Consider the following 15,307-nt stretch of genomic DNA (forward strand, 5'->3'; position numbering starts at 1 on the left):
CTGCCCTCCCTGTCCGTCAGCGGCGGATGGTGGCGCCGAAGCGGTACACGGCTTCCGGCGTTTCCAGCCGGCGCTGCCAGGTCTCTCGGATGTCGTGGTCCATTACGCGGGTCTGTCCGATCACCGCGTCGATTGCCTGTTCCTGACCCAGGTCGCGGTCGATCAACAGGAACAGGAAGGGCTCGCCGGGCCGGCCGCCCTCGGGAGTCTCCGGTCCTTGCCAGGCCGCGCGGCCGCCCTCGACGGTCGCGATGCCCATGGCCAGGCCAAGCTCCGCGGCCAGCTGCGCGCCGACCGTCCGCCCCGCGCGGCGGGGCGGATACGCCGCGGTCCAGGGCGGCGGGCTTTCGCCGGTTTCCTGCCAGGCCTGCAACCCCTCAGGGCCTTGGGCGGGATCGAGGCAGGGCAGGCCGAGGCAGCGCGCCGTCCGCGCCTCGTCGGGAGGAATCGTGCGCCTCGCCGCATCGGCGAGCACGCTTGCCTGGCCCATCATCGGCATAAAGACGAAGCGCCACGCCAGATGCGGCCCGACGCCGAATTCGGCTGCCGGCGCGACATTGGCAGCGCCGTGGCCGGCCACCGCCGAGGCATGCAGCGCCGGGCCGAGATTGAAGCGCCGCACCTCCACAAGGCTCAGCGTGAGCTCGGAGGCCCCGTCCGGCACCTGCACCTGACCCAGGCTCACCAAGGTTCGCGTGCGCGGCAGGGCGGGCTCCAGCGCGTCCGTCAGCAGCAGCGCCGTCTCCAGCGGACCGATCCCGCCACCCGGCGAGACCTCGGCGGATGGCGCGAGCGCAGCGTCGCGCCGCGCTTGGAGCGGCGCCACTTCCCTCACCGCGAAGCCGCGCGCGCCAATGAAGTGCCGTGCCGCGTCCTCGGCGGGGTTCGCCCAAGCCGCGCCCGCTGCCAAAATCAGGACGAAGGCCAGCAACCCGGCCGTGCGCACTACAAGCGCTCCAGCGCGGCCAGGTCGATCGCGCCGGCGTAGCGCTGCTTGTCCTCGGCGCTGGCGCTACCCTCGACGCTGATCAGGAAGCGGTTGGCCACCACCATCATCAGCTTGCCATCCTGGGTCTGGATCGCCCGCGCCGAGCCCACGCGCACGAGCCGCCCCATGCTGGCGGCGAGTGCCGGACTGCTGATTACCGGGATGAGTTGGGCGACGAGGGGCGAATCGCCGATCACCTGGATCTCGACGGACGCATCGCCGCGCCGATAGGTGCGGCTGGCCTGGATGCCGCCGCCGAGCAAGGCCATGCCGGCCGCGCTCGTCTGGGCCTCGCCATCCTCCGCCGTCCAGCCGGCGAGCGGCGCGGGCAGGATGGCGCCGAGCCGGTCCGCGTTCTTCTGCGCCAGAAGCTGCACCGCCTGTTCGAGCGCCTGGCGCGCCGTGCCCAGGTCTCGCCTTCCGTAGGCTTCCAGCCCCTCGCGGATGGAGTCCTCGACCTCATCGGCATGAGTCGGAAGGGCCGTCGCGACTGCCATCGCCAGCAGGCCGCACAGAACAAGGTGCTTCATGAGCATTCTTCCCGGTCGTTGCCGATCCGGATGTCGGAAGATGCCGCGCCCTTCAATATCCCATATGGGATACCGGCAGTTGTGACGCATTCAGCCCGCGGCGCGCTCGGCCATGTCAGCGACGCGTCGCAGGACCAGGACCGCATGCGTCAACGGCAGGGTGTGGCCGGCCTCCGCCACGACTTCGACCCTTCCTTGCGCCAGCGATGCACCCAACGCCCCCACTGCCTGCTTCGAGACGGTCCGGCTGAGCAGGCCATGTAGCAGATGGGCAGGGCAGTCGACACGGCATGCAAGCGCCGACCAATCCTGGTTGGTGAGCTGCATGTCGTCGCGGAATCCCGCCGCCGACCCGGCCATGATCAGGTCATGCCCGTCCCGCAGCGAGGCGCGGCAGGAAGGCTGCAGCCAGGCGTCCCGATCATGCGCGCAGCCCCCGAAGACCAGTCCCGGCAGGCTGGAAAGCCCGTGTCGCTGCACATGGCGGATGCCGAGCGAGATGAAGTGGTCCATCAGCCTCGGCATATGCTGGCTGGCCCAGGCATGGACGCGATGGCTCGGCGGCATGTCCGCCGTCTGCGACCAGCCGCGCATGGGCGGTGTCGCGGGGGCGGCGACAATGCCGGCCACCAGATCCGGGCTCTCCGCGGCCAGGCGGAAGGCTGCGGCCGTTCCCACATCATGCGCCAGCACCACGACGCGCCCGATGCCGAGCGCGGCCAGCACGGAACGGACATCCGCGACGATGGCTGCGGCGATGTCGGCACCCTGACTGGGCGGTTTCGTGCCGCCATAGCCCGGGCGCTCCGGCGCGATGATGTCGAGCCCGAGCGCCGCGGCCACCTGGCGTTCCTGCAGCAGGGCGCCCACGCCGAACAGCGCGCCATGCAGCAACAGCACCGGCGCACCGCCTGCAGTACCGAAGCGGCGGAAAGCGATCCGGCGCCCGGTGCTGTCCGTTGTCGTTTCCGCGGTGATTCCGCCGCCAGGATGGATGTCCGAGGAAAGGTCGGGGCTGGCGGCGAAAGCCAGCAGCAGCGCAACTGCCTGCGCCTGGCTGCCGACGCGCAGCTTGCCGAGGATGGCCTTCACCTGCTGGCGGACCGTGCCTTCGGAACGCCCGGCCTGCATGGCGATGGCTGCGATGTCCTCGCCATCGCCGAGAGCACGCAGGATGTCGGCTTCGCGCGGCGTCAGGCAGAAGGTGGCGGCAACCTGGCGGACGACGGTCGCGGACCAGGCCGCGGCGGGTTCCTCCACCATGATCGTGCCATGGATCGGACTTGGCTTCGCGATGAGCAGGATCTGGCGATCGCCGAGGCGAAGTCGGAGGGGCGTGGGCAGGATCTCGGCCTGCGGCCAGACGGCGCGGACGCTCGCCGCATCCAACCACGGTCCTTCGTCATCCAGGCACCGCTTGGCTGCATCGTTGGCGTGGATGACCCGTCCGTTGCGATCGATGAGAAGCTGGATGCGATCGTTCGGGTGAAGCACGTCCTCGGGGCGAGGCTGGGAGGATGTGTCATCGAGGCCCAGCGTGGCGTCGGCGCCGGCATGCACCTTGTGGATCCAATGCGTCATCGACTGGCGGGCAAGAAGCAGGGCGGTCCCGAAATCCGTGGCAGCTTGCGGCGCACTGATCGCGCGATCTGCTTCCATAGCTCCCGGCCTGTCCGCCGTATGGTTCACGAATGCCGCCTCTTCCTCCTGCCATTATGAGAATAAGGCGAATTCAAACCGTGTCCATGAGACCTGGCCTGCCGCTTGCGTCGCGCTGACATGGGAAGCTCGTCGTCGGGCACCGACGCCCAACGCCGCAACGTGACACAGGCTTTGGAAGTGCAGAGCAAGTCTGCGGTAAGGAGGGGGTCGCGGCCACGCTGGATCAAGCCGATGCTCGCCCTGTTCCAACCCGGGATCGACTGCAAACTGCGCTGACGCTCGCACGAAAAAGCGGCCTGCTCGGGCATGCCGAGGCTGCAGCGTAACATGGGCTAGGCGGTCACGTGATACGGCTTTGAAACAGAGCGAGTGGCTTCGGAGCGCGTCGGCGCTGACGTAGTGATAGCGCTGAACGGTGGCTTCCTTGAGCGTCCTGTTCATCCTCTCGACTTAGCCGTCTCGTCCATGGGTGATAGGGCTTGGTGAAATGGTGCTCGATGCGGTTTTAGGCGCAGGCGAGTTCGAAGGCATTGGCGCGGAAGATCTCGCCGCGGTCCATCGCCTTACGGATGAGCGGAGCGGCCGAGGCGATGTTGCCGGACGTGGTGAAGTGCTGGCTGTTGTCGGTGAGCATGGTGTGCGCGCGGTAGGGCACGTCCAGCAGCAGGGCACGCAGGAAGTAGGCGGCGATCCGCGTGGATGCACGCTCGTGCAATTGGGCAAAGGCGAACTTCAAGGTGCGGTCGATGGCCACGAAAAGATAGAGCTTGCCTTGCTCGGTCCTGACCTCGGCGATGTCGATGTGGAAGTAGCCGATCGGATAGGCCTTGAAGCGCTTGCGAGCAGGCTTGTCGCCGTCGGTTTCGGGCAGGCGCGAGATGCCATGGCGCTTGAGGCATCGATGCAGAGGCGAGCGCGTCAGGTGCGGGATGGTGGGCTGCAGGGCGCAGAGGCAGTCGTTGAGCGGCAGCAGGGTGTGACGCGGAAGGCGACAACGATCGCCTCCTCCTCCTCGGCCGAGAGGGTGGTGGAGCGGGCCTCGGCGGGCCCGGCCCGCCGATCGGCGACATCGGCTCGCGCCCGCCATTTGGCGATCGTCTTCGGGTTGACCCCCTGCCGCCGGGCCAGAGCCCTCAGGCTCTCTTCGCTATGCTGGATCGCGCGACGGACCGCCTCAGTCGGGCGTGCGCAGCCGTGGAGGACCTGGCCCATAGCGCGTCCCCTCCGTCCCAGGGAGAAGACTGCACCATCAAAGCCTGGGACCAACACCCAGGCAGCCCTCCACTGCTCTGGCATGCTCCCGACGCCGCATGGTTACCCAGCCCGGTAAGGCCGACGCGGGCAGTCCACCTTGGCCGCCGACTTGCGCTCGGCGGGCTTTCTGTTAGGCGGATCGGCCACCGTGACGCGCCTGCTAGTCACGGGGCCGTCGGAACCCGTTTCTAGAATCCCTTGTCCTTGCCGCTGCGAGAGCTGTGGAACACCAGCGCCATCAGCACCGAAGCCACGCCTGTGGTGAACAGGATGCCAAGGATAAGGGCAATACGGGCATGGCCCTCGACCCCGAGTGACTGAAAGCCGGCGACAGCCCACACGACGGCGAGTAGCCCAAGCGTACCGGCCCAGCAGTAAGCGACGTAGCGCACCATCCACCGCATAGACTGGAGATGGTCCGGAGAGGTGGGACGGGCAAGGCTCCCAGCGCCTGCGCCGTCGACCTTACCAGCCGCCTCTTTTCCTCATCGTCGGCACGGCCAGCGCCGCGTGCTCAGCGGCGCGATCTAGGCGCGCTCGCGACCGCAGCACCCGGCCGAAGACAAGAGGAGTGACGCCCATTGCCACGGCCGCCTCAACCAGCGTGAGGCCGGCCAGGGGCAGTTCGGCGGCCTGCCAGAGAGCGGCACCTCGATGGGTGTTCATGAACATATCGAGACGATCCGTGCCTACAGCCTGAACACAACCGTCTCGCCGGCCCACCGTTCACACCGGATAAGCGCGTGGGCGGAATCAGCAGTCATTGCAGCGTGCCCGACCCAGTCATCACCTGCCCCCCTGATGCGATGGCGGCCTTGATCGCGGCAAACGGTTCAGGGTGCCCACACAGGAATGAACAGGACCGCCTTACGCCGCGCCGCCGAGCGCGCCAGATGGTCCGGCAGCCCGCGGCCGCAGGACCGCCGCGAGGGGGCGCAGCTGGCTTCGGCTGCTGGTCGGCGTCCTGCATCAGCCGTCCCCTGCTACCCGCCGAACGGCATCTCGCCGCCGACCTGCGGCGCCGCGGCGGTCGGGAACATCGCATCGCCGGGATTGCCGCGCCGACCGAAGCTGTTGCCGGCCATGCCGCCAATGACGGACGGCGGCAGGGAGCCCGCTCCAGCAGCAGCGATGCGAGCAGGTTGTTGCAGCCCCTGTCCGCGCCACTCACGCCTCCCGATGTACCGGCAACGGTGATCGGGCGCCCCGCCTGACCGCCGCGGTCCATTGGCGTAAGCCTAGACGAGGGTTTGGCAACCTCGACAATACCCGGCGTCGTGCCGACCGATGCGCAGTTCGGGGAGCGCCCCCGTCTGCATGCCGGGATCTAGGGAATGCCGCCGATGTAGCGGGATGCAATTGTCATCTCAGGCGCTCCGGGCGGCGCGAGGAGACGCGGCATGAGGTGAGGGGGAAGCTCCACCGCTGGCAGTCCCGGCGGGGGTTATGACCTGCCAGGCAATAGTGGAGTTACAGCAAATGATCCATCTAATCGATTAAGAGCACCGTCTATAATTGGTTGTTCCATTGTGTTGGTGCGTTCCGTCAGCCCACCATCGCGTCCGGACCAAAGTGCTTGGGCGGCGCGCCCAACGGGCAGAAGGCTGACTCGCCTCCCGACTCCTGCCAGATTTTCCGCAATGCAGCTTCGAACTGGCGTCTGGCCAAAGCCAGCGCAGACGCGTCGCCGAGTAAGGCGGCGCCGTCCAACGCAACGCGCAACTCCGCCGCGATGGCCCGGAGTGCTTCCAACGGCTGGTCGGCAAACGATAGTTGCTGCCTGATAGCCGCCTCGATCGCGGCTTCAAGAACGCTTTTTCCCACGAGTTCCTCCGAGCGGACGTCGTCGGCCCGGCAGAATCCGAATCACGGGCGTGTTAGGCGGCGGCAAGTACACCCAATCGGCGGGGTGGGGGACGCAATTCGATGCGAAAAGCGCGTTTCCGATCGTGAGAGGATCGGAGGAGGCGTTAATTGTGCGTCAAGCGATTGCCGGCTCAGCTTCTCAATTCACGCTGAAACAAGCGGTTAGCGCGACATACAACTGGTGCGGGTATTTGACGATGTTGAAGCACGCATGTCGGGGAATCTAACGCTACATGATCGTTGCCGGGATACAGCAAATGACCAGCATCCAACCGACCAATATTGCTTCGTCCGAGGTGAGCCGTGGCGCGCCGCAGATGACTGAGGCCCACTCGGCCGTTGACGCTGGCGGGGGGTACTTCGCCGCTGTGACGCCGGCGTTGGATCTGGCGCTTGCGAGCGCCCACGAGGCCGGGCATGAGCGCGCGATTCGGATCCTTCATGCGGTCATCGCCATTCTCGATGATCCGGACTTGCGCTGACCGCGCCTCGCATTTCATCGCGACTGCTTTCGGTCAGGGGAAGTCCTCGGTCTGGGCATCTTCGCGCGCCGGGAGCCGGGCTCTGGGCGTTTCCCTTCACCCGCCCGCCCCAGCATCCACTTCGCCCAGGCGCTGTCCTCCTTACCGCCAAATTGCCCCCCAGCTGGCACAACAGGTCCGACTGATCGACGATCCGCGACGCGATGAGGTGCACGATCGGCCCCCGGAATGGTGTCGAGCCGCAACACCGCGGCCGATGGTCGGTTGCCTCTACGTACTCGCGGCCTTCATCGCCTTGCGTCGTGCTTTCTCCGCCTCAGCCGCCTCCCATTCGGCGCGACGCTGTGCTTTCGCTCGCTCAAGGTTGGTGGTCGTAGACCAATGCGCTCAACTGCCACCTCGCAGCCCGCCGCCGATGCGCCTAGGTAGGGTTGAGAGTATGGCCGCCGCGCAGTCCTGCGGGTCCGGCATCGGAGTTAGTCGCGATAGGGCGACTTAGTGGGCTTCCCTGACGTGTCGATCCACAAGTCCCTATCCAAAGACCTCAATCGAACGCATCGCTTCCCGCTGTCAGGGTAAGTGATTATGTCGGTGTCGGCTCGTGTCCCCATAACGAGATAACGGCAAGGGGCGGACGACCGGTTCTCCACACAGTGCCGGACTGCGAGACCAGCGGGGAATGTCGCCGCATCGCCCGGCCGAAGGCTGGTCGCCACATCTCCCTCTACGACGGTTACCTCCCCAGACAAGACGTAAACCATCTCGTCTTAAGCCATGTGCCAGTGCTTCAGGGCAGACCTTGAGCCAGGAGCTAGACGTTCCTCGAGAACCCCGAACTGAGTCAGCCCACCGGGGTCACCGATCCAACGCACCTCCGAGGCACCACACGGGCCATCGTCGCCGTTCTGCTCAAGCGTCATCTTGTCTGGAGTAATGATCGGCACGAGGCTCCCCCTACAGCGCGGTCAGTATTACCTCCCGCGCCCGCACTCTACGCCTGAGCCAGCGGCGGTGCGATCGGCGTTCCGGTCGCGACGGTGCGGAATTGGGTGCAGCACCGGACCAAGCCCCACCCCTCAGCCCGTGCGCTGCTGGTAATCCTCGATCGGGAGCCGAATGTGGCCCTCCGCGCGTTGAAGGCGGCGCAAGCACGGATTTCGCACCTGCACGCTCACCGGCAGGTGTTGTCGCATCGTAACTGGCTCGGCCGCGTTAGGGCGAGACGGGAGCTGCTGCGCTGCGACCGTGGCCGCCGTCCCCGGGCTGCAACAACGACGGGACGGGCCTTGCTTCGGCACTGACGCAACCGGCGAAGGGGCTCCTTCGCCGGTAGCCGGCCGGGCCCGTGGTGCGCTTCCGGAAGGGGGAGCCATGAGCGCCGCGAGCATCGCCGACAGCACCAATGCAGACACACTCGACGCGGCGCTACGGGAGTTCGAGGAAGCGAAGGACACACTTCTGGACCTCGCTGCGCCTTCGCCAGCGACCCTGGCGGCTGAGATCGCCGACCTCCGCGAGCAGGTCGAACGAATAGCCGCCCAGCGAGCGGCGGCTGCTCCTCTGCGGCATGCCGGTGATCAGGCCCACCTGTTCGTGCGCCACGCCGGCATCACCGTGCGGGATTAACCATTGGCAGCCCTGAGCGTCGCCTTCTTCGGCGGCGTGGCCCTCGGCCTGCTGCTACGGAGCTAACCATGCGCCGCTTCGGCTCATCGCCGTGGCGGCTGCCTTTATCGACGGCCATCTCCAGTCCAATGGCGCCAACGCGGTTCGCTGCGTTCACCCAAAGCCTATGGGGTAACTTCGGAAGCCGCGCATCGATTTTCAGGCCCTGTCCCTGCATGGTTCCGGAGCCCTCTGAGTGATGGCAGGACGCATGCCACGCGTTGCTGCCGAGCAGTGCGTCACGACAGCATCTGCCGGAGGCGCCGGCTTCAGTGGGAAAGGAGTAGCCAATGACGCGGCCATGGTCGTTCCCCGGTTCGGGTATCAAAACAAACAGGCCCGCCCAACGAAAGTCACGGCAGTTCCGCGGTGCTCGCGCAATCGCACTCGACATTGCCCCGCGGCCCAGATTTTCCCATCACCGCCCGCCCGCCCGCCCGCCCGCCCACCCCGACCCACGAGCCTGACGCGCGCCTTTCGGGCGCTGGTCGATCTGGCCGAATGCGTACCGATAGGCCTCAGCGTACGCTAAGCATCATGGTCCTTGCTGGCTTCTCGCCGGGCCGTCCCGGCCGGAACATGATAGAACACCGGAACACGTGGCTGTCGCCGACGCGGTTGGCCCGGAAGCAGAATGCGTCTTCGCCAAACTCCGCACGCGCTCGTGCGCTAGCTAGGGCGCGTGCAGCGCCCTCCAGCAAGGCCCCTTTAGCATCGTGCATTAGCGGTTGATGTCGTGGCATGGGGGATCCTCCGCACCAAAAATCCAGCCAGCGCTTTGCGGTTACGCGGTTGGGGTGAACTGGCGCAATGCGCCCCTACCTCCGCAACCATATACCCAGCACCAAGCCCTTCAGGAACGCGACCGCAAGCGCATGCATCGGGTAGTCGCGGACCCATTGCGATGCGTGGGTGCACGCCTGCTGCATGGCACCGGTGGAGGACTCTGGGGTCTGCCGGGTCGCACTCATTACGTTCTCCTCTTAAGGGGGGTTCAGTGACGCGAACGCTTGAAGGCAAGGAGTGGTTGAGTGCTTTGCGCATCGCTCGTCACAAGCGGGGCTACGCTACTGCTGCTGGATAAAACGCTAGTTGCGTCAAATGGGAGGCAGCGTTCAAGTGACGCGTGGAGCGGCCCCCAATTCGACCGGACAGGCGGCATAGCCTGGAGCGACCGTCTTGCGGGTCAAGCGGACTGCCACGGGGTCTTGCTCCGAACGATGGCATTGAGGATGCCGAGAAGGCGCCGGATGCAGGCGATCAGGGCGACTTTCTTGGGCCGCCCTCGGGCGACGAGCGCATCGTAGTGAGCCTTCAGCAGGGCGTTGTGCCGGACCGCCACCAGGGTGGCCATGAACAAGGCATTGCGTAGCGATGTGCGGCCGCCGGCGATTGCCCGGTGCCCACGTTGTTGGCCGGAGTCACGGTTCACTGGAGCGACGCCTACCAAAGCGGCGAGCCTGCGCCGGTCCAGGCGACCCAACTCAGGCAGTTCGGCGATGAGCGTGCGCGCCGTGACGCCGCCGATGCCGGGCACCGAGCGCAGCAGGTCCTCGGTCGCACGCCACAGCGGTGAGGATCGCACAGCGCCTTCGATATCGCCGTCCAGGCTGGCGAGTTGGGCGGGCAGCATCGCCAAGACGGCATCTATGTCTGCACGCACCTTTGGATTGTTGGCACAGCGGCGTCGGTTGCCCTCCATCACGATCATCTCGACGACCTGGCGCCGCCGGGCGACCAGTTCTGCCAGAGTTCGCGCCTGGACATTGGGCATCGGCCGGGGCTCGGGTCGGATACGTTCGGCGAATAGCGCGAGGAGGGCGGCATTGATGCGATCTGTCTTGGCGAGCCGACCCGTAACGCGGGCGAAGTCGCGGACTTGCCGAGGGTTTACGACGGCGAGCGGCAAGTTGGCGGTAGCGAGGTCTGCGGCGAGCCTAGCCTCGTAGCCGCCAGTCGCCTCCAGCACGACCAGGGCAACGGGCAGATCAGCCAGCAGGGCCGTTATCCGCGACACCCCAGGATCGTCGTTGGGAAGTGCCACGGCCCGGCCCGAAGGCAAGATGTGAAGGCCGAGCCGGTCCTTGGAGACGTCGATGCCGACGAAGACCGGCGTTGGTGAGGCTTTCTCCATGGCCCGTCCTTGCGAATGCGGGCTCGTCGTGTGCGACGGCCCAAGCGACCGTTCGGGTTTTCGGAAATGACAGCGGACGGCGCGCCATGCTCTGAGACGGGCTCGATCACCCGAGGGCCTAACGGGCTCCCGGCCGCTGCCAGCCTCGCCGAATCACTGCCGGCGGGCAACATCGAGATACAAAGGGCCTAGGTTCAAGCCTAGGCGCACGCCTATGTCGAAGCCCATCGAACGCGTCGAGATCATCACCAGCATGCATCGCCGCCGGCGCTACACTGCCGAGGAAAAGGTCCGGCTGGTCGAGCAGACCTTGCAGCCCGGCATGACGGTCTCCGCCGTTGCCCGGCTGCACGGCGTCTCCCCCAGCCTGCTGTTCCAGTGGAGGCGGCGCATGGCCGAGGGCGGGCAGGAGGCGGTCAGGGCCGACGAGGAGGTCGTCCCGATCAGCCGCGTCCGGGAACTCGAGAACCGTGTCCGCGAGCTCGAGCGCCTGCTCGGCCGCAAGACCATGGAGACCGAGATCCTGCGCGAGGCCCTCGAGCAGGCCCGCCCAAAAAAACACGCGTGGCGCTTGCCATCGCCGCCACCGGCAGGTTCCCGGTGAAGGCCGTGGTCGACACCATCGGCGTCGCCCGGTCCAACCTGGCCGACCATCTCCGCCGGCCCGAGCGGCCGCGGCGCGCCCCTATCGCCGCGCCGAGGATGATGCTGTCCTGGCCGAGATCCGCGCCATCACCGACGCCGCCCCACCTACGGCTATCGCCGCGTCACGGCGCTGCTCAACCGCGCCAGGCGCAGCTCGGGCGAGCCGCCGCTCAATCACAAGCGCGTCTTTCGTCTCATGCGCCAGGCTTCATTGCTCCTGCAGCCCCACACCGGCCGGCGCGCCATCCGCGCGCATGAGGGCACCGTCATCGCCGCGGCCTCCAACCAGCGCTGGGCCTCGGACGGTTTCGAGATCTCCTGCTGGAACGGCGAGGTCGTCCGCGTCGCCTTTGCCATCGACACCCATGACCGCGAGGTCATGGCTTGGGTCGCCACCTCCGGCGGCGGCATCCGCGGCGAGATGATCCGCGACATGATGCTCGACTGCGTCGAACGGCGTTTCGATGACCTGCACGCCCCGCAGCCCGTGCAGTGGCTGGCCGACAACGGCTCCGCCTACACCGCTGGCGAGACCACCGACTTCGCCGTCGCCCTGAACCTCGTCGCCTGCTTCACTCCGGTCCGCAGCCCCGAGAGCAACGGCGTCTGCGAGGCCTTCGTGAAGACCTTCAAGCGCGACTACGTCCGCGTGAACCCAAGGCCAGACGCCATCTCCGTCCTGCAGCGCCTGGCCGAATGGTTCGAGGATTACAATACCATCCACCCTCACAGCGGCTTGCGCATGCGCTCGCCCCGTGAGTTCATCGCCGCACAGTCAGCAACCCAAGCCGCTATGCTCCCAGGGCGGCAGCCGTCGCGGGGCCTGTGTCGTGAGCCTCTGATGTCTAGTGACTACTGAGCGATCTCATCTTGATCTTGCGAAAGCCCAGTCTCGTAACAACGAGTGTGTCGGACCCGCAGGTCCTCTACTGAGGCAGGCTCATGAAGTTCCCGCTGGCCTGCAGCGAGCGCGAGGTCGGCATGCCTTCTCAAGGCGGTTCGACGAACAGGGTTCGTCTCCGCCTCGAGGGCTATCCCAAGTACCTCAACGAGCCGCACTATGACGGCCGCCGAGCTTGCGCCGGCCTGTCTGATCATGTGGAACATGGCATCCAGCAGCCCGTCATAGTCGATAGCCCGTCGGAAAAGCACAGCTTGGCCGTCGCGGAGCACAACGGGGCCAGGTAAATGCCGACGTGTCATCCAGCAAAGCACATCGCCGAACCGATCCAGCACAGCGACGGCGGTGAAGGGGTCGTTTATGCCTGGCGAAAGGGCGCGAACGGCGACCTCGGCAAGCTGGCGCACGGCAAACTCCAGGTCCTGTGCGGCGGCTTGCCGTGGCCCAAGCACCATTGCATTTCGCAGTTGCTCTTCTGCTTCTACTAGCTCGCCCGGAGTCACTTCAGCTATCGGAACGCCAGGGAAGACATAGTCGCCTGGCCGCACTCTGAGGATTAGGGTCCGCCCCGCGTTCGCCGCCCAGTCAGCCAATGCGTCCTCATCTAGTGCCCGAAGGTAGCCGCTTGTTTCCAATCGAACCGGAGAGCCCGAAGGTGCGGCCGCCGGAAACTGTGCATCGGGACAATCCAAGGTGAGACGACCAACTGCTTCCTGTAAGTCGCGGTGAACAAGATCAATCACCGTTTCAACGTTTATTCCGGAGGCAACGTGGTGAACGAACCAAACAAGGGTTGCCACGGACAGAAGGGCAAGAACGAGAGCGCCAGTAACGGCGAGGTGCGGCACAAAGGCCCCCTCGTCAGTGGAGCGTACTGTCCGCAGGACAATCAACGCGTAGGCGAATGTTCCGAGAAATATTCCAAGCGCAATTTGATTGCCGGCGTCGCGAATGAAGTTGCGGAGAAGCCGCGGACCCATCTGGCCGGATGCCAACGATAACGCTGCTACCGTAATCGAGAATGTGGTGCCGGCTACGCCGATCGTCGAACTTGCAATTGCACTGAGTAGCGCACGAGCGCCGGACTCACCTCCGGCATACAACCAACCAGCTGATAGTACAGCGTCTGGCCAACCCGCAATCTCCAGGGAAACCGCGCCTTCGCCAGCGAGTACCCCCAAAAGCACCAGAAGCGCCGGGCGAAGCCAAAAGGCATCACCCAGCGCTTCCAATCGACCGCGAACATAATTGCTCACGCTCTTACTGACCGTCTGGCTGAGCTAAGTGGCTGCGGCCCTGCCGCTCGCGCACACGAGCAGCCTATTGAGCGGATCTTGTCACTGCCGACTTGGCTTCCTCGCTGTTGATGTTGAGGTGCACCTCGTCGCCCTTGATAGAGGCGACGGCGCTCATGGGCAGGTACTCGTGTTCACCACTGTCATTCGGATTGTCCTTGCGGGTCAGCTTCAGGCTTTTCCCTTCGACATGGTCGATCGTCCCCACCTGCTTCCCACAGCTCGCAATGACGGTCATATGCTCGCGGATCTGGCTGGTCATCTCGCTCACGCTCTTTCCTCCTGCTTGATTTGTAAGGTCCTGTCGCGCTGAAGCTATTTGAAGCGCCAGCGCGCGCAGGAACATCAGATCATCGTTGTGCCGTAGTACTCGCTGATGCCGCGCCCATAATCGGGCCGGTCCCACGGCGTTTCATCTGCACGGTAGCGCGGGGCCTTCTCCAGCTGATCGCGCGTGACCGAGGTGACGTAGCCGCCTAGATCCACGTCGTAGGAAAGGCTCTTCCATGGCAGAGGGTAGTAATCGTCGCCGATACCCAGGAAGCCGCCGAAGCTGACCACGGCGTAGGACACACTGCCTGATCGCTTGTCGAGCATCAGGGTGTAGATCGAACCGATCTTCTCACGATCAGCGCCATACACGCTTGTGCCCTCGACCTTGTCCGAGGAGATGAGCTGTTGGGTTTCGTTCAGTGCGACACCCTTGCCTGCCATGCGATCGGACATCTCCGCCTCCATCCTATGTTTGCGCTGATCTGCTAACCCTCGTGCTGGCAACGCAGTTGCGGGCGCTCGGGAAGGATCGGCAAATGTGATCCTGGCGTGACGACTTATCTGTTCCCGGCCTCGTCGTGGGAACTTCGATGGCAGTCCAGCGTTGCGCGGACAGTCCGCTCCAGGATCTGAGGGAAAGCCAAATGACACATTCATCTCCGCGGCGCGCTCTGATGGCCATCGCTATCGTCGCTATTCCCGGCTTCGCGCTGGCACAGGCCCCGGCTCCGGCGCAGACCGCACCGTCGTCGCCGTCGGTTACCTCGCCTCCGACAGCCACGGTCACCACCCCCACGCCGGCGGCCAGTGCCCGGCGCGCCAGCCAGATCATTGGCGCGAACATCATTAACGAAGAGAACCGCGGCGTTGGTGAGGTCCACGACCTGATGGTCGACACCGCTGGGGGTGCCACAATCGCGGTGTTGTCCGTCGGCGGCTTTCTGGGAGTGGGCGAGCGCTATATCGCGATCCCGCTCAGCGAGTTGCGCTGGAATAGCGAGCGTGAGCGCTGGACGCTGCCTGGCGCAACCGTAGATAGCCTGAAGGCGCGTCCGGAATTCACCTATCCGACGCGACGGTGACTTCTGCCTTGCTGCGAGGTGTGGCGCTGGCCGTGCCAGCGCCGCTCTCGCCTCGGGTCCGCGGCACAGTCCCCAACTTAGCGCCCCAAGCGCCAGCCTTCTAGCATCGTGGGCGCTGCCGCTCAGCCTGCCGCTCAGCCGAACCGTGTCGTCTTCCACCGACGCACGACGGAGACGATAGGAAGTTGGCGATGCTGCCCTTGGGTCCCTCCCGGCCCGTCCATTCGACGGACCGACAATGGACTGCGAGGCGCCGGATGCCTCTCTGCCCATTCACTGCGATGCCGGACCAGATTATCCAGGCGCAAGAACGGGAAATCGCCGAGATGGGCGACCTTATCGCGGCGTTGGAGCGCGATCCGATCCCGCCGATGCGCCCGACCTGCCGCCGCGCAGCACGCTCACAAACGTCACAACCGCGAGGCAGCTCGGACGATGCTGCAGCGCGCGCCGCAACGCCCCGCGAACGCTGAGCTGCGTCGCCAGCAATGTGTCCGGGAGCAGGCGAAACTTGACGGTAGAAGCCACCT

14 protein-coding genes and 2 pseudogenes are annotated in these 15,307 nt (G+C 65.7%); 4 read left to right on the top strand and 12 right to left on the bottom strand.

The genetic code is table 11. From position 1 onward, the window contains the following. Positions 1–16: 16 nt before the first annotated feature. From GXW78_RS20735 to GXW78_RS20765, 7 genes and pseudogenes are all read right to left on the bottom strand, one after another. Positions 17–946 (bottom strand): hypothetical protein, encoded by a 930-nt coding sequence (locus GXW78_RS20735; protein WP_211870798.1) that lies wholly within the window; start codon positions 944–946, stop codon positions 17–19. Continuing rightward, complete coding sequence (locus GXW78_RS20740) at positions 946–1,518, bottom strand: hypothetical protein (protein ID WP_211870799.1); 573 nt, start codon at positions 1,516–1,518, stop codon at positions 946–948. The genes GXW78_RS20735 and GXW78_RS20740 overlap by 1 nt, the downstream gene beginning before the upstream one ends. Before the next feature lie 90 nt (positions 1,519–1,608). Beyond that, positions 1,609–3,177: an alpha/beta fold hydrolase gene (locus GXW78_RS20745; protein ID WP_211870800.1), complete on the bottom strand. Its 1,569-nt coding sequence runs from the start codon at positions 3,175–3,177 to the stop codon at positions 1,609–1,611. Between the two features lie 372 nt (positions 3,178–3,549). Then, positions 3,550–4,392: pseudogene (locus GXW78_RS20750) on the bottom strand (DDE-type integrase/transposase/recombinase); the annotation flags it as partial. A gap of 230 nt (positions 4,393–4,622) precedes the next feature. Then, positions 4,623–4,829: a hypothetical protein gene (locus GXW78_RS20755; protein ID WP_211870802.1), complete on the bottom strand. Its 207-nt coding sequence runs from the start codon at positions 4,827–4,829 to the stop codon at positions 4,623–4,625. Positions 4,830–4,899: 70 nt separating this feature from the next. Next, on the bottom strand, positions 4,900–5,106 hold the full coding sequence (locus GXW78_RS20760) for a hypothetical protein (protein WP_211870803.1): 207 nt from the start codon (positions 5,104–5,106) through the stop codon (positions 4,900–4,902). Between the two features lie 873 nt (positions 5,107–5,979). Next, complete coding sequence (locus GXW78_RS20765) at positions 5,980–6,258, bottom strand: hypothetical protein (RefSeq protein WP_211870804.1); 279 nt, start codon at positions 6,256–6,258, stop codon at positions 5,980–5,982. 299 nt (positions 6,259–6,557) lie between these two features. Here GXW78_RS20765 and GXW78_RS20770 point away from each other — a divergent pair, with 299 nt between their 5' ends. Next, positions 6,558–6,782 carry a hypothetical protein gene (locus tag GXW78_RS20770; RefSeq protein WP_211870805.1) on the top strand — a complete coding sequence of 75 codons (225 nt, stop codon included), beginning with the start codon at positions 6,558–6,560 and terminating at the stop codon, positions 6,780–6,782. 476 nt (positions 6,783–7,258) lie between these two features. Here GXW78_RS20770 and GXW78_RS28670 read toward each other — a convergent pair whose 3' ends face one another. Then, positions 7,259–7,543 carry a cupin domain-containing protein gene (locus GXW78_RS28670; protein ID WP_211870806.1) on the bottom strand — a complete coding sequence of 95 codons (285 nt, stop codon included), beginning with the start codon at positions 7,541–7,543 and terminating at the stop codon, positions 7,259–7,261. A 610-nt stretch (positions 7,544–8,153) separates the two neighbouring features. Between GXW78_RS28670 and GXW78_RS20780 the strand changes: the two genes are divergently transcribed. Beyond that, the gene (locus tag GXW78_RS20780) at positions 8,154–8,408 is read left to right on the top strand and encodes a hypothetical protein (RefSeq protein ID WP_211870807.1); all 255 of its coding nucleotides are present in this window, start codon (positions 8,154–8,156) and stop codon (positions 8,406–8,408) included. A 1,225-nt stretch (positions 8,409–9,633) separates the two neighbouring features. On the opposite strand, the gene GXW78_RS20785 is transcribed toward GXW78_RS20780, so the two are convergent. Beyond that, positions 9,634–10,581, bottom strand: coding sequence for an IS110 family RNA-guided transposase (locus GXW78_RS20785; RefSeq protein WP_211870808.1), 948 nt, complete (start codon positions 10,579–10,581; stop codon positions 9,634–9,636). Positions 10,582–10,795: 214 nt separating this feature from the next. On the opposite strand from GXW78_RS20785, the pseudogene GXW78_RS20790 reads away from it, so the two are divergent. Further along, positions 10,796–12,010, top strand: a pseudogene (locus tag GXW78_RS20790) (IS3 family transposase); the annotation flags it as partial. 68 nt (positions 12,011–12,078) lie between these two features. Here the strand turns inward: GXW78_RS20790 and GXW78_RS20795 are convergent. The 3 genes from GXW78_RS20795 to GXW78_RS20805 form a co-directional block, all read right to left on the bottom strand. Further along, positions 12,079–13,383, bottom strand: a complete 1,305-nt coding sequence (locus GXW78_RS20795; protein ID WP_211870809.1) for a DUF2254 domain-containing protein — start codon at positions 13,381–13,383, stop codon at positions 12,079–12,081. A 64-nt stretch (positions 13,384–13,447) separates the two neighbouring features. Next, complete coding sequence (locus tag GXW78_RS20800) at positions 13,448–13,684, bottom strand: DUF2171 domain-containing protein (RefSeq protein WP_246522491.1); 237 nt, start codon at positions 13,682–13,684, stop codon at positions 13,448–13,450. Positions 13,685–13,767: 83 nt separating this feature from the next. Next, on the bottom strand, positions 13,768–14,148 hold the full coding sequence (locus tag GXW78_RS20805) for a PRC-barrel domain-containing protein (protein ID WP_246522477.1): 381 nt from the start codon (positions 14,146–14,148) through the stop codon (positions 13,768–13,770). A gap of 221 nt (positions 14,149–14,369) precedes the next feature. On the opposite strand from GXW78_RS20805, the gene GXW78_RS20810 reads away from it, so the two are divergent. Next, on the top strand, positions 14,370–14,777 hold the full coding sequence (locus GXW78_RS20810; protein ID WP_211870812.1) for a PRC-barrel domain-containing protein: 408 nt from the start codon (positions 14,370–14,372) through the stop codon (positions 14,775–14,777). Positions 14,778–15,307: the final 530 nt, after the last annotated feature.

The sequence above is a fragment of the Neoroseomonas terrae genome, from assembly GCF_018129025.1.
Classification (GTDB): Bacteria; Pseudomonadota; Alphaproteobacteria; order Acetobacterales; family Acetobacteraceae; genus Neoroseomonas; species Neoroseomonas terrae.

Excerpts from the sequence above, each read along its gene's own strand:
- GXW78_RS20740 (WP_211870799.1), bottom strand. The coding sequence starts at position 1,518 with ATGAAGCACCTTGTTCTGTGCGGCCTGCTGGCGATGGCAGTCGCGACG.
- GXW78_RS20745 (WP_211870800.1), bottom strand. The coding sequence starts at position 3,177 with ATGGAAGCAGATCGCGCGATCAGTGCGCCGCAAGCTGCCACGGATTTC.
- GXW78_RS20755 (WP_211870802.1), bottom strand. The coding sequence starts at position 4,829 with ATGGTGCGCTACGTCGCTTACTGCTGGGCCGGTACGCTTGGGCTACTC.
- GXW78_RS20760 (WP_211870803.1), bottom strand. The coding sequence starts at position 5,106 with ATGTTCATGAACACCCATCGAGGTGCCGCTCTCTGGCAGGCCGCCGAA.
- GXW78_RS20770 (WP_211870805.1), top strand. The coding sequence starts at position 6,558 with ATGACCAGCATCCAACCGACCAATATTGCTTCGTCCGAGGTGAGCCGT.
- GXW78_RS28670 (WP_211870806.1), bottom strand. The coding sequence starts at position 7,543 with ATGGTTTACGTCTTGTCTGGGGAGGTAACCGTCGTAGAGGGAGATGTG.
- GXW78_RS20780 (WP_211870807.1), top strand. The coding sequence starts at position 8,154 with ATGAGCGCCGCGAGCATCGCCGACAGCACCAATGCAGACACACTCGAC.
- GXW78_RS20785 (WP_211870808.1), bottom strand. The coding sequence starts at position 10,581 with ATGGAGAAAGCCTCACCAACGCCGGTCTTCGTCGGCATCGACGTCTCC.
- GXW78_RS20800 (WP_246522491.1), bottom strand. The coding sequence starts at position 13,684 with ATGACCAGCCAGATCCGCGAGCATATGACCGTCATTGCGAGCTGTGGG.
- GXW78_RS20805 (WP_246522477.1), bottom strand. The coding sequence starts at position 14,148 with ATGTCCGATCGCATGGCAGGCAAGGGTGTCGCACTGAACGAAACCCAA.
- GXW78_RS20810 (WP_211870812.1), top strand. The coding sequence starts at position 14,370 with ATGGCCATCGCTATCGTCGCTATTCCCGGCTTCGCGCTGGCACAGGCC.